The following is a 23,077-nucleotide window of genomic DNA, read 5'->3' as shown; positions in this document are numbered from 1 at the left end:
GACGTGACTCCGGGGGTCCGATATCCACATTCACTTTCACTCCGCTGGGCGAGTATTTATAACCAAAGGCGACCAACCGTCGATTGTCTCCCAACGAAAACCAGGCGGAGACAGTGAAAGCCAATGACTGAGTCAGATTTGCGTACCCACGCGACAGAGATACACGAGCAGTTTTCCGACCAGCTAGAGATCGACGTCGACGACGTTGTCGAACGTCTCGATACGCTGGTGAACGATTATCAGGTCCCCATCAGTGAGGCCCGCCGGAGCGTCGTCAACACGTACCTTGACGAGGCTGGTATGGACCGCGACCAGCTAGGTGGCGGCGATGGCGGCGGCAACGAGCAGGTGAACGTCGCTGACGTCGACGCCCCCGAGGAGTGGGTCGATGTCCGCGCGACGGTCGTCGAACTCTGGGAGCCACGCGCCGACGCCGTTGCGCAGGTCGGCTTGCTGGGCGATGAAACGGGCACGATCAAGTTCACGAAGTGGTCGAAGTCCGACCTTCCGTCGCTCGAAGAAGGCAAGTCCTACGCCCTGCGCAACGTCGTTACCGACGAGTACCAGGGTCGCTTTTCGGTGAAGCTCAACCGGACGACCACTATCGAGGAACTCGACGAGGCAATTGAGGTCGGCGACGACAGCGTCGAGGCCGACGGCGCGCTGGTTGACATCCAGTCGGGCTCCGGGCTCATCAAGCGCTGTCCGGAGGACGACTGCACGCGCGTCCTCCAGAACGGCCGCTGTAGCGAACACGGCGAGGTTGAAGGCGAGTTCGACCTCCGAATCAAGGGCGTCCTCGACGACGGCGAGGAGGTCACCGAGGTCATCTTCGACGAGGACGCGACCGAGGAGTTGACCGGTATCGCCCTCGAAGAGGCGAAGGAGATGGCGATGGACGCGCTCGACACCACCGTTGTCGCCGACGAGATGCGACAGAAAATCCTCGGCCGGTATTACCGCGTCCGCGGTCCGACGTTTGGCCGCTACTTGCTCGCCGACGAGCAGGAGCGACTGACCGGGGCCGTGGATGCAGACGAGATTCTCATCAAAGCGAGGTCGATCTAAATGGCGAGTACACCCACCCGCGAGGTCGCACGGCGCGTCTTCGCACGCGAGTTCAACGACGCAAGCTACACGTTCAAGGAATCCGACGACGACCGCGCGCCGGTGTACGTCCTCTTGCCGACCGGCCAGCGCGCCAACCGCGTGTTCCTGGTCGGCACCCTCACCGAGACCGAGGATGTTGGCGAGGACAGCGAGTACTGGCAGGGACGAGTCGTCGACCCCAACGGCGACACGTTCTTCATGTACGCCGGGCAGTACCAGCCCGACGCGGCGTCGATGCTGCGCGAACTGGAACCGCCGGCCTACGTCGCTGTCGTCGGCAAGCCACGCACCTACGAGACCGACGAGGGCGAAGTGAACGTCTCGATTCGCCCCGAGTCCATCTCGAAGGTCGACGAAGCGACGCGGGACCGCTGGGTCGTCGAAACGGCCGAGCGAACGCTTGACCGGGTCAAGCGGTACAAGGAAGCCGACATGGAGGACCCGGCCACTGACGAGTATATCTCGATGGCTGACGAGGAATACGACCAACTGTCAATCGAGAACTATCGGCAGTCGGTCGTCGGCGCGCTGGAGAGTCTGCAGGACGAGCAGGCCGAAGCCAGCGCGGACTGACCGCGGCGCAGTCGTCTATTTTTGCTGCTGGTGAGTGGTCCGCTGCTACGGCTCCAGTAGCTCGATTCGGTTCCCCTCTGGGTCGACGACGAACATGATAGTCGTCCCGCTTTCGGTCGTTTGCGGGCCGCTGAGCGTCTCAACGTCGTCGGGCAAGCGGTCGGCGACGGCGTCGAGGTCGTCGACTTCCAGACCGGGATGGGTCGCCCCCGGGCGATTGAGGTCGGGGTCGGGCATTTCCTCGCCCTCGGGTTCGTAGGTCGCCAGTTCCAGACGCACGTTGCCGGCGTCGAGGTGGACCAGTTCGGCGCTGGCTCCCTCAATGTCGACAGCGGCTCCAAACGCCTCGTCACCGACGGAAAAGCGAGTCACTACGTCAAGCCCCAGCACGTCCCGGTAGAACTCGACCGCGCGGTCCAGATTGCTGACGATGATACCGAAGTGGTGGCCAGTTGCGTCGATGTCTGTCGCCATCTTTGCCGATACCGAGGTCGGCCGGCGGTTAAATCACAGCGGTTCGACTGTCGTCAAAGCCGGCCACCAAGGGACCGGTCCGGTAGCGTCTGACAAACGATTAAATACGTTGCTGCTAAAACAGTACATAACTATGGGCAACAAAAACAAGACTATCTCCTTTCGCGTCAGCGAGGACAAATTCGAAACCCTCCGCGAAATCGCCGAGGAGCGCGATATCTCGCTGTCCGCAGTTTTTCGTGACTACGTCGACACGCTTGTTTCCCACGACGGTCAGGTGAAGGTCGCGCCGGAACACGAGTTCGAGGACGACGCAACCGAGACCAGTACCGAGAGCTTCCCGCCGAAAGTCGAAGTTCCGAAGAGCTTCGTCCGTGAGCACGAGCGACTCGAACTCGAAGCCGAACATCTCCGCGAACAACTGGAAGAACACAAGCGTTACGTCACCAAACTCCGCCAGCAACTCGACGAGATGGACCAAGACGAGGTCATTCACCTCGAAGACCTCGACCAGGGCGAAGAGGAGGACGCCTCCTATCGCATCGGCAGCTTCGACGACCTAGAGTAACCGCTGACGCTTCTGTTGTACGTCTTCGGCCACGTCGTCGCGCCCATCGACGTCGGCCAGAGTTTCCACGGCTTCTAACGTTCTGACGGAGTTATCGAGGAAAGACAGCACGTCGCCCGGATAGGCATACAGCATGTAGTCATCGCTCATCACGTCGACGATTGCGTCCGGCCCCATCCCCTGCTCGCGCAGTTCCAGCAGGTACGAAATGAACTTCCGCTCAGCACAGCCACAGTGGGGGTTGGCCTCACAGTCACAGTCCAGGAAATCCTCCGCGAAATCCAGAACCCGCTCTCTGGAGGCTTCGTCGAGTTTTGCCAGCCCCTCGCCCTGAAAGAGGATGTCCAGCGTCGCCCCCTTGAACGCCCCTTTCGGGAAACTCGTCTCTAGCTGGGAGGCGAGTTGCTGGTGGTTCTTGACGTAAATCTTGTCCGTGATGGCCACGCGTGCCCTTCCATACGTGTCGCCTGTGTAAAAGCGTCTCGAAGCACTTGATGGGTTTCGAAGCCAACCCCGAACCGCTGTGCCACCGCTGTCACGCGCTCTCACGACTCACTGGTTTCCAGATTCGTAACGTATTTCTGTTCCAGCGGAATATCTATAGTTGCTTCAATAGCGTGTCCGGGCTGGGGTAGTGGCATCCTTTAGCCTTGTGGTGGCTAAGAGGCGGGTTCAATTCCCGCGCCCGGACTTAGACCTTTTACCCGCTTATTTCGATACTTTCAGCGTTTCGTAGGTTTTCATTTTCATTTTGATCCCGGTTCTTTATGAAGTGTCAGGGAGTGCTATTTTTCAATGGTAATCCACGATTGTCCCTCATGTAACCGGACGTTCGACTCTAAACGCGGCCTCGGGGTTCACCACAGCAGCACGCACGGCGAACGCCTGCCAAACCGGGAGTGTGATCGTTGCTCGGATACATTTCATTCTGAATACGAGAAACGCTACTGCTCTGGCGAGTGCCGCGACGCTGCAGTCTCCTTTTCTGGGGCTGACAACCCGAACTACTCCGATGCAAAAGAGGAGACTTCCTGTGACAACTGCGGCACGACTTTCGAGTACTACCCATCCGAGAAGGAGGGGTGTTACTGTCCGGACTGTGTCGAGGACGCCGAGTGGCGACACACGCGACAGATTTCCGGGGCTGACAACCCGAACTGGAGTGGTGGAAAGCTCAAGCTTGACTGTTCTATCTGTGATAGCCCCGTCGAGCGATATCCCAGCGACGTGACTGGTGAAGTCGTCCTTTGCAGCCGCGACTGCCACGCCGCGTGGCTCTCCGAGGCGTTCACTGGTGACGGCCATCCGAACTGGCGCGGCGGTGGCGTCGGCGACTACGGGCCGGGATGGCGGGCAGTACGCGAGCAGGCTTTAGCACGGGACGACCACGCGTGCGTATTGTGTGGGACTAATGCCGACGAACTGGGGCGGAACCCGGATGTGCACCACATCGTCCCAGTCCGTCTGTTCGCCGCACTGCGGGCGCTCGCCGTTCGGGACGCACACACGCTTGACAATGTCGTCTCGCTGTGTCCGAGCTGTCACCGTCGGGCGGAGTTCGGCCGTGTCTCGCGGGCGGAACTGCGCTGGCGGGCCGGCATCCCCCGATGGGACCCGTCTGCTGTTGGCGGCGCGACGGTGTAATCGGACCGGAATCTACACAATCCGGCCCGCCGCCAGTACGCGTATGTCACCGACTGTCGACGAACTCCGAAACGAGATTCGTGAAGCTGTTGGGCGGTACGAACGGCCGGTCTCGACTGCTTTCACCAAGGAAGCCCTGGCAGCGATCTGCGAGGCTGTGGGGTACGACATTGACACGGACCGGCTCCCATCGAAGCCACAGATGCGAGCGGGTATTCTCTGGAAAATCGGAGCGCAGGAGGACGACGACCCGGCGGACGCGGAGCAGCCCTTCCGGAAGGGCGAACTCGAAGCGGTTGCCACAGCGCTGTCCGACGACTAACGCGGGGCTTTGCCGGGATCGGCTCGTTCGACTATCTCGCCGCTGCCAGAATGCGGAAATATTTGCATCTCGACAGCGAACTAACTAGTATGGGACGCAACCGCTCCCCGACGTTCAAGAACAGGCAGGCTGCTGGACAGCGGCTGGGAGAGGCGTTGCGTGAGCGGGACATCACAGTCGACATCGTCCTCGCAATTCCGCGCGGTGGGCTGCCAATCGGGCGGCCCGTCGCCGACGCGCTGGACGCGCCGCTAGACATCGCGGTCGCAAAGAAGATCGGCGCACCGAACAACCCCGAGTACGCTATCGGCGCCGTCGCCGCGGACGGAGCGGTCTGGCTCAACACCGATGTCATCGAGCAACGCGAGATACCCCGTGACTACGTTGCGAGCACACGAGCGGAGATGGCGGAAGCCGCCCGACAGAAGGCCCAGCGCTACCGCAGTTCGGAGTCGTCGCCGACACTTACCGGGAAGCGAGTCTGCCTCGTCGACGATGGTGTGGCGACGGGGGCAACGGCGCGGGCCTGTATCGAGCAGATTCGACAGGCGGACCCCGAACGACTCGTGCTCGCGGTCCCGGTGGCCTCGCCGCGGGCGATGTCGGACCTCGAAGCGCTGGTCGACGAAGTGGTCTGTCTGGAAAGGCCGTCGGCGTTTCGCGCTGTCGGCCAGTACTACGAGCAGTTCGAGCAGGTCTCCGACGAGGCGGCGATGTCGTATCTCGCCGAGGAGTGACCGCTACCGCTCGATTCTTGATTCCGGCCGGACGGTCTCGGTTTCTGACTCGCCGATGGCGGTGTAGTCGCTGCTTGATTTGATAATCGAAAGTGCTGTCATGATGTCAGACCTGGTGAGTAGTCCCTCGAAGGAGCCGTCCTCGTCAGTGACGAGCAGGCGACCAACGGAGTTCTGCTGCAGCGAGGTCAGCGCGTCCATCACGTCGGTCTCCGGACTGATTGTGATGATTTCCGTCGTCATCACGTCGCCGACGGTGTAGGCCTCGCGCTCGACTTCCTGAACGGCGCGGGCGTCTTCGAGCGTGACGAGGCCGACGACCTCGCCGCTGCGCTTGACCGGATAGCCGGTGTGGCGCTCCCTGAACATCGTCTGAATGAGTTCCCGGACAGACATATCGTCGGCGACTGTCGTGACGTGGTCCGCTGGGGTCATCACGTCTGCGACGGTGACGCCCTCGAACGCGGCCCGCATCGAGGTCTGGCGGGACTCGCCCGCCGCCCCGATGTAGATGAAGAACGCCAGCCCGGCGAGGAAGATATTCCCGAGGACGAAGATGCCAAACAGGCCGAGAAAGACGGCGAATATCTTCCCGACTTCGGCGGCGATTGTCGTCGCTCGGGCGTAGGACCGCCGGCGGGCGAGCAGCGCACGCAGGACACGGCCGCCGTCCATCGGGAACCCCGGCAGCATGTTGAACGCCGCCAGCGCGATATTCATCAGCGCGAGATAGCCGAGGATGAACCGCGTCGATTCGACGATGGTCCCCGCGCCGCTCGGGAGAATCTGGAACGCGACGAAACAGACAGCGCCGATGGCGATGCTGACGATGGGGCCGGCGATGGCGATGACCAGCTCCTGTTTCCAGTCTTCGGGCATCTCGCTGAGTTGGGCGATGCCGCCGAACAGCCAGAGCGTGATGGAATCGATCGGGAAGCCATAGCGGATAGCGACGAGGGAGTGGCCGAGTTCGTGGAGGACGACGCCGGTGAACAGGCCGAGGGCCGCACCGATGCCGAGTACCCAGACGAGCGCGCCGTCGGTAAGGACGGCCGCGTCCAGCCCGGCGTTCAGCGTCCCGTTCAACAGCTCAGTTGTCTGTTCGATCTGTGTCCCGATAATCCAGGCGAACAGCGGTAGCACGAGGAGAAACGTCAGGTCCAACTGGATGGGGATTCCAAACGCGCTTCCGATGCGAAACCGGCGCATATCGGGAGGTTGACGCGGGACGGTCTTAAGCCCCCTTGGCGGGACTGCCATGGTCACCGCCGCCGGTACGCCTTTGCGCCGAGCCCGCGATGGACCGCACATGAGCGACCCACTGATTCGCCGCGCGGACGACATTGTGTACGAGGACGTCGACGCAGCTGACGGGCTTGAAAAGGGCGTCCTCATCGGCGAGGAGAGCGGCGGCGGCAACCTCGCAATCCGTCGCTTCACGCTCGCCCCCGGCGGCAGCGTGCCGAAACACACCAACGACATCGAACACGAGCAATACGTCCTTGCTGGCCGGTACACCGTCGGCATCGAGGGCGAGGAGTACGCCGTCGGGGCGGGCGACAGCCTCCATATCCCCGCTGGCGCTGTCCACTGGTATCGTAACGACGGCGACGAACCGGGCGCGTTTCTCTGTGCGGTTCCCGCTGGCGATGACGAAATCAAACTGCAAGAGTGACTGCTAGCATGTGCATCTACCACAGGCGTAGCAACAACTGAGCACCAGAGCGCCCAACACAGAGCCGACTACCCAATCCAGGCCGGGTGGGACCGAAAGGGGCGAGCCGCTGGGCGTTCGAGACGACGTAAGCACCGCAGGGAGTGCAACGACCGAGGAGCGCAGCGAGTCGCAGTAGTCCAGCGGCTCGGGGCTTTCTGGCTGTTCGAAACCGTAGCCGCGTGATTCGTCCCGCTCACAGCTAGTCCGAACCGCTCAAGTAGCGCAGTCGCCACTAGATAATTGTGTCACAGCAGGCCGCACAGGTAGAGACCCTGTTCCTCCACGAACACGGCGAGGAGTTCCGCGTCGCCGCCCACCGGGACGGCGAGCGGCTCTTCCACGGAATCCTCGAACTGAAAGAGACCGACGCCGGCCCCCGCCCGCGTCGGCTCCGCGTCAAGGACGGGACCAGCGAGGAGCTTCGCTCGCCCGACCAGTTCGTCGACCTCGCTCGCCGTGCGGCTCGCATTCGTATTTCAGAACAGACCGCGCCGCTCGCCCGCGACCGCGTCCGCGAGATGCTCGACGCGTACCAGGTCGAGGCCAAGGTCGTCCGGACCTGTCGGCTCTGTGCCTCTGACGGGCGTTACTCGCCGATTACCAGCGAGACTGCTATCGAGACCGATGACGAAACCATCTGTCCGGAGTGTGCTCGCCAGCAACTCGACCGCGAACTCGCGTTCAAAGGGAGCATCAGCGGCGACGCCCGCGACCGACTCGAAGAGCTTCTGCTCGAAGTACAGGACCTCGACCGGGTGACGAACCTCCTGTCCGGCCAACTGGACCCGGACCTGACGAAGTTCGACGAGATCTCGGCCACCGTCGACGAGGTCGACCCCGTTCGCGTCGACTCGCTGGACCTCCATCCCGGGATGCAGGACCATCTCGAATCGCGGTTCGATACACTGCTCCCGGTCCAGAGTCTCGCCGTCGAGCACGGGGCCACGGAGGGCCGCGACCAGCTCGTCGTGAGCGCGACGGCGACGGGGAAAACGCTCATCGGCGAAATGGCCGGCATCGACCGCGTCCTGAACAACAAGGGGACGATGCTGTTTCTCGTCCCGCTGGTCGCCCTTGCGAACCAGAAATACGAGCAGTTTCAGGACCGCTACGGCGACATGGTCGACGTGTCGCTGCGCGTTGGCGCGAGCCGCATTGCTGACGAAGGCGGGCGCTTCGACCCCGAAGCCGACGTTATCGTCGGGACCTACGAGGGCATCGACCACGCGCTCCGGACCGGCAAGGACCTCGGTACTGTTGGAACCGTCGTCATCGACGAGGTCCACACGCTTGGGGAGGACGAGCGGGGCCACCGGCTCGACGGGCTGATTTCCAGACTCAAATACTACTGCGAGTCCGGTGGCGCACCGGATAGCGGCGACACGCAGTGGATCTATCTCTCGGCGACGGTCGGCAACCCCGGACAGCTGGCCGACCAGCTCCGGGCGACGCTCATCGAATTCGAGGAGCGACCGGTTCCAATCGAGCGCCACGTCACGTTCGCCGACGGCCGCGAGAAGATCGAGACCGAAAAGAAGCTCGTCAAGCGGGCGTTCGACAACAAATCCAGCAAGGGGTACCGCGGGCAGACCATCATCTTCACGAACTCCCGGCGGCGCTGTCACCAGATTTCACGCAAACTGGAGTACAGTTCTGCGCCGTACCACGCCGGACTGGACAACCGGAAGCGCCAGCGGGTCGAGCGGCAGTTCGCCGATCAGGACCTCGCAGCGGTCGTGACGACGGCGGCGCTGGCTGCCGGAGTCGACTTCCCCGCCTCGCAGGTCATCTTCGACTCACTGGCGATGGGTATCGAATGGCTCACAGTCCAGGAGTTCAGCCAGATGCTCGGCCGGGCCGGCCGCCCGGACTACCACGACAAGGGGACCGTCTACATGCTGGTCGAGCCTGATTGTTCGTACCACAACAGCATGGAGATGACCGAAGACGAAGTGGCGTTCAAGCTGCTGAAAGGCGAGATGGAGCCGGTCATCACCCGCTACGACGAGGGCGCAGCCGTCGAAGAGACGCTGGCTAACGTCACCGTCGCCGGCAAGCAGGCCAAGCGGCTCAACGACCGGATGGTCGGCGAGGTGCCGACGAAACACGCGCTGGGGAAACTGCTCGAATACGAGTTTATCGACGGCCTCTCGCCGACGCCGCTTGGCCGGGCTGTGACCCGGCATTTCCTCGCGCCCGATGAGTCTTTCCAGTTGCTCGACGGCATCCGCAAGGGACAGCATCCCTACGAAATCGTCGCCGACATGGAATTACGCGACGAGCACTGAGCGGTCCGCGCCCGTCCAACCTGTCGGCTGAATATCCTTTCGGCGTACATTCTTGTAGCGGCACGTACTTCCGGTGTCCATGGGCCTGTTCGATAGGATCCGTCGTGCCGTCGGTGGCGATGACTCGTCGACCGACGGGGACGAGCGGACGGCAAAGGATAACGGGCCGTCCGACGATGGGCCGGACCGCCTAGACACGGCGGCGCTCGACCCGACGACGTTCCGGGAGTACGCCGAGAACGTCGTCGATGGCGCGGACCCGCTGACATTCGACCCCGATGCGCTTGCCCGCCTCGATACGGCCATCGAGGAGAGCTACGGCGGCGAGACCGTCGGCGACGCCGCGGGGACGACGACCTACACCGAGAACACAGTCCGGTTCGGGAGCTATCTCGGTGAACTCCTCGTGCGGGCGTACGACGGCGAGTGGGTCCAGTCCGACGGCCGATGGGGCGTTACCGTTTCCGGCCCGGACGACGAGGTGACCGTCGCGGTGTTCGACGTGGCCGCCCGCTCGTTCGGCGACGAGCCGGTGTTTGCGGCTGTCGTGACACGTCTGGAATCCGAACTGGCACTGGATAGCATACAGACTCCCGACGGTGATGGGCGGGCAGATTTGGAGGCAGATGAAACCGACGCCGACAGCGTCGTCTCCGAGCCGACGCGGATCGTTAGCCGTGTTGGTGATGCACAGGCGGACGAGCGCGAGGCCCCTCCCGAACCGACGGCGACAGACGAGCGAGGTGAGGCACCTGCCGGCGATACCACTGATTCTGAGCCGTCTCAAGCTGTCGAAACGGAGCCGACCCGCATCGTCAAACGGGTCGAATCCGAGTCGGAAGCTGATGACCGGTCGGACGACACCGACCCCACGCCCGTCGCCAGTGCGGTTGATGACGAACCGGAGAACGAGCCACTGCGGGGCAGTGACGACCCCGACAGCAACGAGAGCGCAGATTCCGATACAATTGATTCAGTGTCAGATGCTGCTGGTAGCGAGCCGCCAGCCACTGCAGCCACCGAGGAAGAATCGATTGCCGATCCGAGTGACAGGCCGGCGGCTGACGACACCGCCCCAGAGCGGTCGGCGGATGATACCGCCCTAGAGCGGTCGGCAGATGACACCGCCACAGAGTGGTTGGCTGATGACACTGCTGATGAGCAGCCAACAGTTGAAACGCTGGCCGAGGAGTCAGCCGTCGATGATTCTGCGGATGAACCGGCCGCTGATACGACTGATGCTGTCGAAACAACGACCGATGCGGCCGCAGCCGACGAGCCGGTTGCGTATATCGATGAAGCGGAGTCGTCGTTCGATAGTGCCACAGCGGACTCCTCTGATGAAACGCCAGCGGCCGAGACACCGTCCGAAGGCTCGGCTGTCGACTCCCGCGATGAGGATGGAACCGATGACACCACGCCCGCGCGGGCGGCAACTGACACAGCCGACGACGAAGCAGCGACGGACACAGCCGCTGACGAAGCAGCGACGGGCACAGCCGACGACACATTGTCCGACACATCGATGGACGACGAACCGACCCGCGATAGCTCGCCGGATGCGTTGTCAGATACCGTTCCAGACGCAGAGGCGGCTGCCGAAACGACGGCTGATGAGTCACCTGCAGACATCGCCGACGCGAGGGTCGATGATACCCCGGCAGCCGTTTCGGACTCTGACACCACGGAGCTGTTTGATGACAGTCCCAACACATCGGCTCCTGTCGCAGATGTCAAGGCGAACGATACCAGCGAGCACGCAGCGTCACAGGACGTAACCGCTGACGAGACGGCTGCGACAGCAGACACCGACGAGAGTGACCTATCTGCACCCAGTGACAGCGATTCGACCGCTAGCTCGATGGCCCGCTCGTGGGAATCCGGCACGGTCCGGGCGGACCACGCCGACACCGCTGTCGAGTTCGCTGACTTCTGGGGCGAGCACGACCTCGATTTCTCGCCGGCCTCGCTTTCGCGGCTTGACGACCTAGTCGACGCCGAGTGGGACAACGAGCGCTTCGCCGAGACGACCTTCGGGAGCGACGCGTCGTTCGACGACCGCGCGTTCACCAGCGTCGTGCGAGAACTCGGCGGCTACTTCGGCGAAGTCCTCGTCCGGCACCTCGATGGCGACTGGACCGACGAGACGGACCACGAAGCGGCCGTCGTCGTCGGTGGGCCGGCCGGGCAGTTCGCAGTCCCTGTCTTCGAGGTCGCGATAACGTCGCTCAGAAAACAGGCGGTGTTTGGCCGGAGCTACGACGCCCTGCTCGACGATCTTGGTCGTGAGGGGCCGGCACGGTGAGCGATGTGAGTCCCGGTCCGTCGTTTCCCCGCTGTTGCTAGTCAGACAGGGGGAGGACAGCCGTGCTCCCACAGTCGGGACACTCGTCGTGATCCGTGTAGAGGCGCGTTTCACACTCGCTGCACTGGTGGGTGGCCTCGTCGTCAGACGCCTTTTCGACTTCCTGCTTCAGCGTCTCGACTTTCCGACCGATATCGTTGAAAAGGCTCATTATGATACGTTCGGCCCGGACAGGCATAAACGTCGGCTGCGGTTCCGGGTCGCGTGAGGATGTCGCCACTCGCAAACGACCCATCCTTTTGTCACTGGCGGCGCAGGGGCCAGACGTGTCGCTGCCACCTCTCACGCCGGGGATGTTGTTCGTGTTTGCGGTCATTGTCGCTGCGCTGGTGCTGTTTGCGACGGAGGCGCTGCCCGTCGATGTGACCGCTATTGCCGTTATGGTCGCGCTGATGCTGGCCGAGCCAGCAACGACTCTGGCGGCTGATGCCGGACTCATTGCCGAGCCGGTGTACGTGTTACACCAGGCCGGTGACGGGATTTCGCCGCTGGACCGCGGGCTCTCTGGCTTCGCCTCGACGGCGACCATAACGGTGCTGGCGATGTTCATCCTCTCGGACGGCGTCCAGCGGACCGGGATCGTCCAGATTCTCGGCGCGAAAATCGCCTCGCTGACCGGAGACAGCGAAACGAAACAGCTCAGTGCGACCGTCGGGCTGGTCGCGCCTATCTCCGGGTTCATCAACAACACTGCCGCCGTTGCCATCCTCCTGCCGATGGTCACTGACATCGCACACAAGGGCAAGCTCTCGCCGTCGAAACTACTGTTGCCGCTGTCCTATGCTTCGATGTTCGGCGGAATGCTGACGCTCATTGGGACGTCGACGAACATCCTCGCCTCGCAGCTCTCGGCGGAACTGATCGACCAGCCGTTCAGTATGTTCGAGTTCACCCAGCTCGGCATCATCGTGACCGTCATCGGAACGGTTTATCTTCTTACCGTCGGGCGCTATCTGGTCCCGTCGCGGATTCCGGTCGAAGAGGACCTCACCGAGGAGTTCGAGATGGGTGAGTATCTCACCGAGGTCGTCGTTCGCGAAGACTCCCCGCTCATCGGGCAGACTGTCGACGAGGCGCTCAGAGTTTCGGCGTTCGACGTGGACATCGTCCAGTTGGTCCGTGAGAAACGCACGTTCCTCGAACCGCTCGGCCAGAAATCCATTCGGGCCGGTGATGTCTTCGCCGTTCGGACGGACCGAGACACGCTCGTCGACCTCCTCGATGTCGAAGGGCTGGACATCATTCCGGATGTCGAGGTCGACGACGCGGAACTGGAAACCGCAAACGAGCGGAAAAACCTCGTTGAGGTTGTCGTCGCCCCCGGCTCCTCGCTTATTGGCGAGACACTCGTCTCCACGAACTTCCGCCAGCGCTACGACGCGACAGTGCTGGCGCTTCGCCACGGGCAGGAGCTGTACCGCCAACGAATGGACCACGTTACACTCCGCATCGGCGATACGCTTCTGGTGCAGGCCACTCCTGAAAGCATCGACCGTCTCAACCGTAACAACGACTTCATCGTCGCCCAGGAGGTCGCACGCCCGGATTTCCGGCGGTCGAAGATTCCCGTCGCTATCGGCATCGTCGCTGCTGTCGTCGGCGTCGCGGCGCTGACGCCGGTTCACATCGTCATCTCGGCGCTCGGCGGCGCGCTGGCGATGGTGCTCACTGGCTGTCTCCGCCCCCCGGAGCTGTACGACGCCGTCCAGTGGGATGTCATCTTCCTGCTCGCCGGCGTCATCCCGCTTGGTACCGCACTACAGGAGACCGGCGGCGCTGACTTGCTCGCGGAGCTGTTCGTCATGGGCGCTGGCAGCGTCCTTACCGCTGGGGGCGGCCTCGCTGTTGTCCTTGGACTCATGTATCTCGTTACGGCGCTGCTGACGAACATCATCTCGAACAATGCCTCCGTCGTCCTGATGATCCCGGTCGCCATCGAAACCGCCCAGCAACTGAACGCCAACGCCTTCGCCTTCGTCCTCGCCGTCACCTTCGCTGCCTCGACGGCGTTCATGACGCCGGTTGGCTATCAGACCAACCTCCTTGTCTATGGGCCCGGTGGGTACCGATTCACCGACTATCTGAAGGTTGGTGCGCCGCTACAGGCCGTATTCGCCGTCGCAACGACGCTTGGCATCGCATATTTCTGGGGCCTCGCTCCCGCGTGACATGGCCGTCTCGCAACGAAACGCTTTACAGGCTGTCGAATCGAGAGAGTAGTACGGGATCGTGGGGTAGCTTGGTAACCTTCGGGCCTTGGGTGCCCGCGCCCCTAGTTCAAATCTGGGCGATCCCATACCTGCGATAACGAACGCGGCCTTTCTGCCGCGTCTACCGCTACTTCTCTAGCAGCCTGTCTTGCCAGCCCCTTGCTGTCATCGCCACTCCCACTCGTAGCCGCGGCCCGTCCTCACCACTATGCCCGTACCGATTCCCCGGGCGACACTGCAAAAAGATGCCGTCGCGATGTCACATCGCGCTAGTCGCCAGTCCCGTCAGGGGCGGAACGCGTGGCGTGTTATCGCTGGCCTCCGACATCGCTGTGGTCGTCCTCCCTGCTACTGGTGTCGAACTCGTCGACGGTCGCGGCCAGCGAGTCGGCACGGTCGCGGAGTTCGTCCGCGCTCTGGGCGATTTCAGCGACGGACGCGGACTGCTCTTCGGCGGCCGCCGATACCTGCTCGGCGTCTTCCGTCACGTTCTGGCTGATCTCGGACACCCCGTCGACGCGGTGGACGACGCTCTGCGTTGCGTCGGCCTGGTCCTCGGTGGCGTCCGCAATCTCCTGAATCCCATCGTTGGCGTTCTCGATTGCGTCGACAGTGTCCGCTATCGCGTCGGCAGCCTCGCGGACAGTCTTCACACCGGTGTCGATGTGGTCGCTGGTCGCGCGGATGTCCGTGACAGTCTCGTCGGTCTCCGTCTGCACGGCCGCGATTTCGGCCTCTATCTCTGCGGCCGCCTGTTTCGTCTCCTCCGCGAGGTTCTTGACCTCGTCGGCGACAACGGCGAAGCCCTCGCCGTCTTTGTCGGCACGGGCGGCCTCGATGTTGGCGTTCAGGGCGAGCATATTCGTCTGCTCGGCGATATCCGAGATGAAGTCGACAATCTCGCCGATGTCGTCCATCCGCTTCTGTAGCGCGAGAATCTGGTCGACCGCGTCTGCCGAGCGGGACTCGATTTCCGCCATGTCGTCAATGGCTGACTCGGCGGCTTCCCGGCCCGTTTCGCCACGGTCGACGGCTTCCCTGGCCGTCTCTGCGACCGTCGTCGACGACGCTGCGACTTCCTCGATGCTCGCCGATAGCTCGTCCATTTCGGCGGCAGCCTCCTCAAGGTCGTCGTGCTGTCTGATAGCGCCGTCGGCGATCTCCTGTATGCGGTCACTGACGGTCTGGCTCGTCGTCTCGATTTCTTCGGCCCCAGTTGCGACCTCGATTGTGGCATCCGCGACCTCGTCGGCGAACGCCGCGACCTCACTGACGGTGGCTTCGAGCCCGTCGAGCATTGCGTTGAACTCCACTGCGACTTCTCGCATTGCCGTCTCCTCCGCGTCTTCGTCGAGTCGCTTCGTGAGATCACCGTCAGCGATCTCCTGCATCACCGCGCTGTACTCGGTAGCGCGCTCCTGAAGCCGCTGGCTGGCTTCCTCCGCCTCAGCCCGTGCGTCCTCCGCTTCCGTGCGGAGCTCCTCGGCCTCCGACCGCGCCGTCTTCGCTTCCTCAACTGCATCCTCCGCTTCCTGAATGCGGTTCTGCAGAGAGATCCGCATATCGTCAAACGTCCCGTAGAGCCGGCCGATTTCATCGGCGCGGTTCGTCGAGAGGTCGACATCGAAGTCGCCGGCCTCGATGCGTTCAGCACGGTCTCGTAGCTGCTTCAGGGGGTCGACCGTGCGTTTCCCGAGCACGAGGCCGACAGCCGACAACGAAACGAGTGCCAGCAGGACAAGCAGTCCGACCGTCTGCCCGACCGTATCCCGGACACTGAACGCCTGTGCCGTGTCTAGACTGGTCACTGTGACCCAGTTCGTGGTCGGGACGGGCGCGAACGCGTACACGCGACCATCGGACACCGCTGTCACCGGGGCTGCAGTGCCGTTCGCGTCGCGGATTGCCGCGAGGCTCTCACTGTGGGTGGCAGCATCGAACTTGCGGTCGATGTTCAGTACCGTCTCGTCGTTGGTGTTCAGAATCGTGGTTTCCTTCGTCGAATTCGTATCGCTGAGCCGGTCGACCTGACTCTGGATACGCGTGACGACGACGAGGTGCGAGCCGTCACGCTTCGGGACCGAGCTCGCGAACGCCATCACGGGCTCGTCGTTGAGGACCGGCGAGCGGTACGACCGACTACTCGACCAGACCTGTGTGTTGTTGCCGGGCCCCTCCGGCACTTCGGCGGCCGTCCACGGCGCGTCAAGTTCGGACAGCGACCGTCCCTCTAGCGGGAGTTCCGTGCTGGCGACTACCTCGCCACGGGATTCGTTTACGAGGTGCATACTGACAACGTCGTCAGGCAGTAACTGGTCCTGCAGCAGGATGTACGCCGCAGCGCGCCGGTCGCTCCGGAGTGGTTCACCCTGCGAAATGGACCGGGTGTGCGTGCGTTGCTGTTCGACCCACGAGCCGATAGAGTCCCCCTCCAGCTGGCTGGTCTCGGCGAGCTGTTCGGTTGTCTGTTGCTCGACTGCTGTGGATGTCGCCTGAAACGTGAACGCGCCGGCGCCCGCGATGACGAGCAACACGGCGAGGAACGCAACAGCAAACTTCGCAGCGAACCGCTGCCGTATGAATTCGGGAGCGACTCGATCAAGCGCGCTCGCCAGTCCGTCGAGCGGACCGCCCGCCATCAGGCACCACCCGTGTTGGAGCGCTCAGTGGGCACGACGATGTCGCCGGCGGCGATTTGCTCCCGCGATGTCGACAGCGCCTCCCTGATATCGTCGGGAATTGCCGGCTCGAGGGAGGTGCCATAGACGACGCCGACGCCATCACTATCAAGCCCAAGCGAGACAACCTCACCAGCGGGGAGGTTGTCCGCGACCGTCGCCGTCGCCGCGTCGTAGACCGCAACGTTCACTCGCTTGACCATGCTCGCGAGTACGACATCCGCGTACCGAGGGTTACTCCGGGACTGGTCTGAGTCCACCCCGATTGCGTACCGGCCACTGGCCTGTGCGGCCTGGAAGATGCCGACACCTGCGCCACCCGCCGCGTGGTAGACGATGTCCGCCCCATCGTCGTACATCCCGGCTGCGATGTCCCGAGCGCCCTGCACGTCGTCGAAGTTCCCGAGGTACTCGGCGAGGACATCAACGTCTGTGTTAGCGTACTCGACGCCGGCTCTGAAGCCGGCCTCGAACTTGTGGATGAGCGGCTGGTCGAGGCCGCCGATAAACCCGACCGTCGTCTCTTCCGGGTTCGTCGCACCCGCACCGAGGTCGACATCTCTGGTTGTGAGCAGCCCAGCGAGGTTCCCGGCCTGAAACGACCCCTCGTGTTCGCGGAACACGTAACTCGCCACGTTGTCTGCATCCACGACAGAGTCGACGATCATGAACTGCTGGTCCGTGTACTCCGATGCAGCCTCAGATAGCCCTTCAGCCTGCAGAAATCCGATACAACAGATCAGGTCGTATGACGGACTCGTCGAACTCGCCAGTTCGGCCTGTATTTCGCCGAACCCGGCGACACTGGTTGGCTCGTGGTTCGTGTACTCGACCCCGTCATCGAGGCGTGCGCGCTGAATGCCGCGGTTCGCAGCATCGTTGAACGAGCGGTCATCGAGCCCACCCAGCGCGTACACCATTCCGACAGTCGCCGCCGCATCGCTCTCGTCGATGCCACTGGCAGTTGCTTCTTGGCTGTCGCTGGCCCCCTCGTCTCCCTGTCCGGTCCCTCCAAAACCACCCGCACAGCCGGCGAGTGCTGCGGTCGCGGCCGCGCCGCCGCTGGCGAGGAGCTGACGTCTTGTAATATTGTGATTGCGCACGATTATTCTACTCTGAGTGAATCAACTATACCAGCAAAAACCACGGGGCCCAATTCTCGACAGTGATACTGATACCGTCCTCGTGCCGCCTTATTTCAGTTCCACCCCGGTTTGCGAACCTTCTTAGGCCAGTGGGCATAACCACTGTCCACTCAAATGGCGACCGCCGAGAACACCGAACTCATCGACCGCTTCGAGGAGTTCTACCGCAACTACTACCGCAACGAAATCGGTGAGCTCGCCCAGAAATACCCGAACGACCAGAAATCGCTGTATATCGACTGGGACGACCTCTATCGCTTCGATCCGGACCTGGCGGACGACTACCGGACCAAGCCAGAGCAGATTCAGGAGTACGCCGAGGAGGCCCTTCGACTGTACGACCTCCCGGTCGACGTCTCGCTTGGCCAGGCTCACGTCCGCGTCCGGAACCTCCCCGAGTCGGAGGACATCCGTGACCTGCGCCACGAACACCACGGCAACCTCGTCGCCGTCCGTGGTATCATCCGGAAAGCGACCGATGTACGCCCGAAAGTCATCGAGGCGGCCTTCGAGTGCCAGCGCTGTGGCACGCTCACGCGTATCCCCCAGACCGCCGGTGACTTTCAGGAACCGCACGACTGTCAGGGCTGTGAACGACAGGGGCCGTTCCGGCTCAACACCGACCAGTCCCAGTTCATCGACGCCCAGAAGCTCCGCGTGCAGGAATCCCCCGAGGGACTGCGCGGCGGCGAGACGCCCCAGTCCATCGACATCAACATCGAGGACGATATCACGGGCCACGTCACCGCGGGCGACCACGTCCGCGTGACCGGCATCCTCAAACTCGACCAGCGGGGCAACGACAACGAAAAGTCCCCGATGTTCGACATCTACATGGAAGGCGTCAGCGTTGAAATCGAGGACGAGCAGTTCGAGGACATGGAGATCACCGACGCTGACAAGACGGAAATCGTCGAACTCTCCAGCGAACCCGACATCTACGACAAGATGGTCGGGGCCATCGCCCCCTCTATCTACGGCTACGAAAAAGAGAAGCTCGCGATGATGCTCCAGCTCTTCTCCGGCGTAACGAAGGAGCTACCTGACGGATCTCGAATACGTGGGGACCTCCATATGTTGCTGATAGGCGATCCGGGGACGGGGAAATGCGTCCACGGTGACACGCGGGTAACTCTCGCAGACGGCCACGAACGGCCGATACGAGAGGTCGTTGAATCGAACTTAGATGATCCCAAACCAGTCGACGACGGCGTGTGGGACACTGTTGATTTCGATGTCCCCTCACTCCAATCCGATGGAACAGTAGCCACGCAAAACGCGACCAAGGTTTGGAAGCGCGAGGCACCGGAAACACTGTATCGGATACGAACCGCGACTGGTCGTGAACTCGATGTAACCCCGTCCCATCCACTGTTCGTCCAATCTGACGGCCGGTTCCAGGCCAGGAAAGCCGAGGAATTAGAGAGCGGGACACACGTTGCCGTTCCACGGAAGGTTTCCACAAATGCCTGTAACGAACTGGATGTCACGTTCCGACAATCACAGGCCCACAACAGAATCGATCCTGACCTTCCACCGCAGTGGACACCCGAACTGGCCCGTCTGATCGGTTATATTGTTGCCGAGGGGTACGTCGAGCAACGTCCGGATAACACGGGGTATGTTTCGATAACCAATAACGACCGCGAAGTTCTCGATGACGCGAAATCTGTTCTGGAGACACTGAACCTCAACGTTACGGAACGGAGTTCACACGAGGGGAAGACCGCCCGCGAACTGTTGTGTTCTGCCGGCGAGTTCGTGAGCTTCCTCGCATCTCTGGACGAAACGTTGCTCCAGTCCTCGACGGAGAGACGCGTTCCGCAAGATATCATGCGAGCCAGCGACAACGTTGTCACCGGATTTATTCGAGGCTATATCGAGGGAGAGGGACACGTTTCGACATCACAGCGAGAGATTACTGTTGCTTCGATGAGTAAACCGCTGCTGGAAGACGTTCGAACCCTGCTCGTCACACAGGGAATCACGGCACAACTCCAACCCCGGAACAACGGCAGCTACCGGCTTCGAATCTCCGGGCAGTCTTTCCACGACTACGCCGAACAAATCGGATTCATCACAGCGCGAAAGACCGAAGCGTGCCGGCAATCCGAGGGAACCCACGGAAATACGAATCTTGATATTGTCCCCAATCTGGGTCCGGAACTCCGTCGCATCCGGGAAGCACTTGGACTGACGCAATCCGAGTGCGGCCTCCCGCGTTCGACGTATCAACACTACGAGCGGGGACGCCGAAACCCAAGCTGTGACAGTCTCGAATCGGTTCTCGATGCCTTCGAGACGCGGTTGGCTGAGATGAACAATGACACACCTATCAGCGACACTGCGCGTAGCGACGGCGGCGGAACGGGGTCACTCCGTCAAGACCTGAACGGACTCGCTGCACTCGTCGAAGGTGACATCGCGTGGGACCGGATCGAATCGATAGAACCCATCGAACACGATGAAAAGTGGGTCTACGACCTCGAAATCGAGGGGACACACAACTATCTCACTAACGGAGTTGTCTCGCATAACTCACAGATGCTGTCATATATCGAGAATATTGCGCCCCGATCTGTCTACACCTCCGGCAAAGGGTCATCAAGTGCGGGGCTTACCGCAGCCGCCGTTCGTGACGACTTCGGCGACGGCCAGCAGTGGACGCTGGAAGCGGGGGCGCTCGTGCTCGCAGACCAGGGTATCGCCGCTATCGACGAACTCGACAAGATGTCTCCGGAAGATCGGTCTGCGATGCACGAAGCGCTGGAACAGCAGCGTATCAGCGTCTCGAAGGCTGGAATCAACGCGACACTCAAATCCCGCTGTTCGCTGCTGGGCGCGGCTAACCCGAAGTACGGTCGTTTCGACCAGTACGAGCCTATCGGCGAGCAGATCGACCTCGAACCGGCACTCATCTCCCGGTTCGACCTCATTTTCACCGTGACGGACAAGCCCGACGAGGAAAAAGACCGGAACCTCGCCGAGCACATTATCCAGACCAACTACGCCGGTGAACTCCACACGCATCGGACGGAAAATCCCACGTCGAATTTCAGTGAGGAGGAGGTTGGGACCGTCACCGAAGAGGTTGCGCCGACTATCGAGCCGGACCTTCTCCGGAAGTACGTCGCCTACGCGAAGCGCAACTGCTTCCCGACGATGACCGAGGAGGCGAAATCGCGCATCGAAGACTTCTACGTCGACCTGCGGCTCAAGGGGCAGGACGAGGACGCACCGGTGCCGGTCACCGCCCGGAAACTGGAGGCGCTGGTCCGGCTTGCCGAGGCGTCCGCTCGAATTCGGCTGTCTGATACCGTCGACGAAGCTGACGCCGACCGGGCGGTCGACATCGCTCACTACTGCCTGAAGGAGATCGGCGTCGACCCCGAAACCGGCGAGTTCGACGCCGACGTGGTCGAAACCGGCCAGTCGAAGACTCAGCGCGACCGCATCCAGAACATCAAAGGCATCATTTCCGACATCGAGGACGAGTACGATGAGGGCGCACCCGCCGACGTAGTCATCGAACGCGCCGAGGAGGTCGGCATCGACGAGTCGAAGGCCGAACACGAGATTGACAAGCTGAAACAGAAAGGCGAGGTGTACGAACCTCGGACGGATCACCTTCGGACAACCTGATATGGACCGTATCTCCGCACTCCGCAACATCGAGGAGGCGCTGGCCGAGTTCGAGGCAGGGTCACGGTCTCTCAGTGACCTCGAACGGGACGTTCGTGGGACGCTCCGGACCTATGCGACTGAGTTCGAGGGCGACCTGCAGGCCTATCGGGCAAACGGTGGAGCCACCGTGGATGGTCTCGTTGTCCTCGCACCGTCTGAGACAGCGGCCCGCGAGCGGGTTCAGGACCTCGTCTCAGATGCCGGCGAATTCACCGTCACAGTCGTCGAGTAGACCTTTTCGAGCAGCGTGAGTACTGTCGGCACATTCCACACCTCCCCTACAGTACTGACTCCCGAGTCCGCCTGCCCCTATCTTTCTTGCCGACTAGCATATATATTCAGTCTATATCCCATTCAATTCAGTAAAATTTTATAGTAATAATAGCAATGTCTACCCAGTGCTACTCGTCGTCACGTACTCCCGGGCGGCACGCAGAGACCTGCGAAACGTCTGTCGTGCCCATGAAGACTGTGTCGTTCGGCAGTTCGGGAGAGCAGCGATGTTCGCCGGAACAGAGTTCGGGGCCTTTCAGGCGCTTCGGCTCCACGAGAAACACGACCTTGACGTGCAGATCGAGCACGTCGAACCGTTCGAGCCGACAGATGCTCCGGAGCATATCCGTGAGGCGGCCAAACGGTATGAGGCACGCGAGGAACCGGCGACGCCATACAAGCGGTTCGCGTCGGGGCGTGACCTCCCGGACCCGGACCAACTCCGAGGCGTTGACCTGTGAAGCTCCACGTCGCTGGAACCACGTACACGGGCGCTGTCGTCGACCTTCGCACCCGAAACGTCGACGGTCGGACCATCGCCGCAAGCATCCGCGGGCAGCAGTCCGTTCCGGTCGTTTCCTGTCCGGAACCACCGTCCGTGTACGCCTACGCAGGGCACGTCCATCCATCGATGGGACTGCGAACGCGGACTGCACTCGCGGCTGCCGCTCGGTCACGGGGATACGAGACGCCACAGGACGACGCCATCACAGAGTGCCACGCCCAGCTGGCCGAACTTGAGTGCTCGCCGCCGGAGCTGCCGGACCCCATCGACCCAGTCCCGGAGTCGACCATCGACGGCCTGCAGGAAGCGGTCGCTACCCACCGCGGTCGCCTTACCGCTCGGCAGGCGGTCGGTGCGGACGACGGGGCGGTACAGGCCGCTCTCCGGGACGCGGCGACGGAACTGAGCGAACGGGAAACTCGACAGGCTGCCGCCAGAGAGACACGCGAACTCCGTCGGGAGCGGGCACGCGCCTATCGGGACACGCTGGAGGAACAGCGTCGGCTTACCGACGAACTGGCCAACCTCCAGCGGAGCGCCCGAGCGACCCTCGTTGACCGGTGCGCTGATACGTTCGCTCGGGCCATCGAAGCCGTTCCCGGGCCAGTTCCGGACGACCCGTTCCATGCCGACCCAGTAACGGCTGCCCTGGCCGTACTCCGGGTCGCCAAAACGCCTGCACCGGTCGTCCTCGAAACGGACCGGTTCAGAACGCCAGCGGCTGCGTCAGACTGTCTCAACGCTCCTGTTGTCCGTTGCTGACTTTTAAATTGGAAGGTCGGGC

At 62.3% G+C, this 23,077-nt stretch carries 20 protein-coding genes and 1 tRNA gene; 15 read left to right on the top strand and 6 right to left on the bottom strand.

Annotated features, from left to right (window positions below):
* Nucleotides 1–123 precede the first annotated feature (123 nt).
* Both G9C82_RS09075 and G9C82_RS09070 read left to right on the top strand, forming a co-directional pair.
* Nucleotides 124–1,068 (top strand): replication factor A, encoded by a 945-nt coding sequence (locus G9C82_RS09075; protein WP_004960045.1) that lies wholly within the window; start codon nt 124–126, stop codon nt 1,066–1,068.
* Nucleotides 1,069–1,683, top strand: coding sequence for an RPA family protein (locus G9C82_RS09070; protein ID WP_004960047.1), 615 nt, complete (start codon nt 1,069–1,071; stop codon nt 1,681–1,683).
* Between the two features lie 45 nt (nt 1,684–1,728).
* Here G9C82_RS09070 and G9C82_RS09065 read toward each other — a convergent pair whose 3' ends face one another.
* Nucleotides 1,729–2,157, bottom strand: coding sequence for a VOC family protein (locus G9C82_RS09065; protein ID WP_007189593.1), 429 nt, complete (start codon nt 2,155–2,157; stop codon nt 1,729–1,731).
* A 133-nt stretch (nt 2,158–2,290) separates the two neighbouring features.
* On the opposite strand from G9C82_RS09065, the gene G9C82_RS09060 reads away from it, so the two are divergent.
* A complete protein-coding gene (locus G9C82_RS09060) occupies nt 2,291–2,725 on the top strand; it encodes a CopG family transcriptional regulator (protein WP_004515935.1) in 435 nt (144 codons plus the stop codon).
* Here G9C82_RS09060 and G9C82_RS09055 read toward each other — a convergent pair.
* The gene (locus G9C82_RS09055; protein WP_004590290.1) at nt 2,717–3,169 is read right to left on the bottom strand and encodes a DUF5814 domain-containing protein; all 453 of its coding nucleotides are present in this window, start codon (nt 3,167–3,169) and stop codon (nt 2,717–2,719) included. The two genes, G9C82_RS09060 and G9C82_RS09055, sit on opposite strands and share 9 nt — an antisense overlap.
* Nucleotides 3,170–3,520: 351 nt before the next feature.
* On the opposite strand from G9C82_RS09055, the gene G9C82_RS09050 reads away from it, so the two are divergent.
* The 3 genes from G9C82_RS09050 to G9C82_RS09040 all read left to right on the top strand — a co-directional run bounded on the left by G9C82_RS09050 (nt 3,521) and on the right by G9C82_RS09040 (nt 5,428).
* On the top strand, nt 3,521–4,369 hold the full coding sequence (locus tag G9C82_RS09050; RefSeq protein WP_004960052.1) for an HNH endonuclease: 849 nt from the start codon (nt 3,521–3,523) through the stop codon (nt 4,367–4,369).
* 43 nt (nt 4,370–4,412) lie between these two features.
* Nucleotides 4,413–4,691, top strand: a complete 279-nt coding sequence (locus G9C82_RS09045; protein ID WP_004960054.1) for a hypothetical protein — start codon at nt 4,413–4,415, stop codon at nt 4,689–4,691.
* 89 nt (nt 4,692–4,780) lie between these two features.
* Nucleotides 4,781–5,428: a phosphoribosyltransferase gene (locus G9C82_RS09040; RefSeq protein ID WP_127013924.1), complete on the top strand. Its 648-nt coding sequence runs from the start codon at nt 4,781–4,783 to the stop codon at nt 5,426–5,428.
* 3 nt (nt 5,429–5,431) lie between these two features.
* On the opposite strand, the gene G9C82_RS09035 is transcribed toward G9C82_RS09040, so the two are convergent.
* A complete protein-coding gene (locus G9C82_RS09035; RefSeq protein ID WP_127013923.1) occupies nt 5,432–6,637 on the bottom strand; it encodes a CBS domain-containing protein in 1,206 nt (401 codons plus the stop codon).
* Nucleotides 6,638–6,737: 100 nt separating this feature from the next.
* On the opposite strand from G9C82_RS09035, the gene G9C82_RS09030 reads away from it, so the two are divergent.
* The 3 genes from G9C82_RS09030 (at nt 6,738) to G9C82_RS09020 (ending at nt 11,738) form a co-directional block, all read left to right on the top strand.
* Nucleotides 6,738–7,103, top strand: coding sequence for a cupin domain-containing protein (locus G9C82_RS09030; RefSeq protein ID WP_127013922.1), 366 nt, complete (start codon nt 6,738–6,740; stop codon nt 7,101–7,103).
* 284 nt (nt 7,104–7,387) lie between these two features.
* A complete protein-coding gene (locus G9C82_RS09025) occupies nt 7,388–9,433 on the top strand; it encodes a DEAD/DEAH box helicase (RefSeq protein WP_004960065.1) in 2,046 nt (681 codons plus the stop codon).
* A 79-nt stretch (nt 9,434–9,512) separates the two neighbouring features.
* A complete protein-coding gene (locus tag G9C82_RS09020; RefSeq protein ID WP_127013921.1) occupies nt 9,513–11,738 on the top strand; it encodes a hypothetical protein in 2,226 nt (741 codons plus the stop codon).
* A 37-nt stretch (nt 11,739–11,775) separates the two neighbouring features.
* On the opposite strand, the gene G9C82_RS09015 is transcribed toward G9C82_RS09020, so the two are convergent.
* Complete coding sequence (locus tag G9C82_RS09015) at nt 11,776–11,949, bottom strand: hypothetical protein (RefSeq protein WP_164734752.1); 174 nt, start codon at nt 11,947–11,949, stop codon at nt 11,776–11,778.
* A gap of 142 nt (nt 11,950–12,091) precedes the next feature.
* Between G9C82_RS09015 and G9C82_RS09010 the strand changes: the two genes are divergently transcribed.
* Both G9C82_RS09010 and G9C82_RS09005 read left to right on the top strand, forming a co-directional pair.
* Nucleotides 12,092–13,966 (top strand): SLC13 family permease, encoded by a 1,875-nt coding sequence (locus tag G9C82_RS09010; protein WP_127014431.1) that lies wholly within the window; start codon nt 12,092–12,094, stop codon nt 13,964–13,966.
* A 55-nt stretch (nt 13,967–14,021) separates the two neighbouring features.
* A tRNA-Pro gene (locus tag G9C82_RS09005) sits at nt 14,022–14,094 on the top strand.
* 222 nt (nt 14,095–14,316) lie between these two features.
* On the opposite strand, the gene G9C82_RS09000 is transcribed toward G9C82_RS09005, so the two are convergent.
* A complete protein-coding gene (locus G9C82_RS09000) occupies nt 14,317–16,647 on the bottom strand; it encodes a methyl-accepting chemotaxis protein (RefSeq protein ID WP_127013919.1) in 2,331 nt (776 codons plus the stop codon).
* The gene (locus G9C82_RS08995) at nt 16,647–17,789 is read right to left on the bottom strand and encodes a BMP family protein (protein ID WP_127013918.1); all 1,143 of its coding nucleotides are present in this window, start codon (nt 17,787–17,789) and stop codon (nt 16,647–16,649) included. The genes G9C82_RS09000 and G9C82_RS08995 overlap by 1 nt, the downstream gene beginning before the upstream one ends.
* Nucleotides 17,790–17,945: 156 nt before the next feature.
* Between G9C82_RS08995 and G9C82_RS08990 the strand changes: the two genes are divergently transcribed.
* The 4 genes from G9C82_RS08990 (at nt 17,946) to G9C82_RS08975 (ending at nt 23,055) form a co-directional block, all read left to right on the top strand.
* Complete coding sequence (locus G9C82_RS08990; RefSeq protein ID WP_127013916.1) at nt 17,946–21,473, top strand: LAGLIDADG family homing endonuclease; 3,528 nt, start codon at nt 17,946–17,948, stop codon at nt 21,471–21,473.
* Between the two features lies 1 nt (nt 21,474).
* The gene (locus G9C82_RS08985; RefSeq protein WP_004960088.1) at nt 21,475–21,747 is read left to right on the top strand and encodes a hypothetical protein; all 273 of its coding nucleotides are present in this window, start codon (nt 21,475–21,477) and stop codon (nt 21,745–21,747) included.
* Nucleotides 21,748–21,913: 166 nt separating this feature from the next.
* The gene (locus G9C82_RS08980; protein ID WP_127013915.1) at nt 21,914–22,249 is read left to right on the top strand and encodes a hypothetical protein; all 336 of its coding nucleotides are present in this window, start codon (nt 21,914–21,916) and stop codon (nt 22,247–22,249) included.
* The gene (locus tag G9C82_RS08975) at nt 22,246–23,055 is read left to right on the top strand and encodes a hypothetical protein (RefSeq protein ID WP_127013913.1); all 810 of its coding nucleotides are present in this window, start codon (nt 22,246–22,248) and stop codon (nt 23,053–23,055) included. Before G9C82_RS08980 ends, G9C82_RS08975 begins: the two co-directional genes overlap by 4 nt.
* Nucleotides 23,056–23,077 lie beyond the last annotated feature (22 nt).

The sequence above is a fragment of the Haloarcula sp. R1-2 genome (genome assembly GCF_011627385.1).
GTDB classification, from domain to species: domain Archaea; phylum Halobacteriota; class Halobacteria; order Halobacteriales; family Haloarculaceae; genus Haloarcula; species Haloarcula marismortui.
This window is presented reverse-complemented; position numbering and strand designations above follow the sequence as displayed.

Excerpts from the sequence above, each read along its gene's own strand:
- G9C82_RS09075 (WP_004960045.1), top strand. The coding sequence starts at position 124 with ATGACTGAGTCAGATTTGCGTACCCACGCGACAGAGATACACGAGCAG.
- G9C82_RS09070 (WP_004960047.1), top strand. The coding sequence starts at position 1,069 with ATGGCGAGTACACCCACCCGCGAGGTCGCACGGCGCGTCTTCGCACGC.
- G9C82_RS09065 (WP_007189593.1), bottom strand. The coding sequence starts at position 2,157 with ATGGCGACAGACATCGACGCAACTGGCCACCACTTCGGTATCATCGTC.
- G9C82_RS09060 (WP_004515935.1), top strand. The coding sequence starts at position 2,291 with ATGGGCAACAAAAACAAGACTATCTCCTTTCGCGTCAGCGAGGACAAA.
- G9C82_RS09050 (WP_004960052.1), top strand. The coding sequence starts at position 3,521 with ATGGTAATCCACGATTGTCCCTCATGTAACCGGACGTTCGACTCTAAA.
- G9C82_RS09045 (WP_004960054.1), top strand. The coding sequence starts at position 4,413 with ATGTCACCGACTGTCGACGAACTCCGAAACGAGATTCGTGAAGCTGTT.
- G9C82_RS09040 (WP_127013924.1), top strand. The coding sequence starts at position 4,781 with ATGGGACGCAACCGCTCCCCGACGTTCAAGAACAGGCAGGCTGCTGGA.
- G9C82_RS09035 (WP_127013923.1), bottom strand. The coding sequence starts at position 6,637 with ATGCGCCGGTTTCGCATCGGAAGCGCGTTTGGAATCCCCATCCAGTTG.
- G9C82_RS09030 (WP_127013922.1), top strand. The coding sequence starts at position 6,738 with ATGAGCGACCCACTGATTCGCCGCGCGGACGACATTGTGTACGAGGAC.
- G9C82_RS09020 (WP_127013921.1), top strand. The coding sequence starts at position 9,513 with ATGGGCCTGTTCGATAGGATCCGTCGTGCCGTCGGTGGCGATGACTCG.
- G9C82_RS09015 (WP_164734752.1), bottom strand. The coding sequence starts at position 11,949 with ATGAGCCTTTTCAACGATATCGGTCGGAAAGTCGAGACGCTGAAGCAG.
- G9C82_RS09010 (WP_127014431.1), top strand. The coding sequence starts at position 12,092 with ATGTTGTTCGTGTTTGCGGTCATTGTCGCTGCGCTGGTGCTGTTTGCG.
- G9C82_RS09000 (WP_127013919.1), bottom strand. The coding sequence starts at position 16,647 with ATGGCGGGCGGTCCGCTCGACGGACTGGCGAGCGCGCTTGATCGAGTC.
- G9C82_RS08990 (WP_127013916.1), top strand. The coding sequence starts at position 17,946 with ATGGCGACCGCCGAGAACACCGAACTCATCGACCGCTTCGAGGAGTTC.
- G9C82_RS08985 (WP_004960088.1), top strand. The coding sequence starts at position 21,475 with ATGGACCGTATCTCCGCACTCCGCAACATCGAGGAGGCGCTGGCCGAG.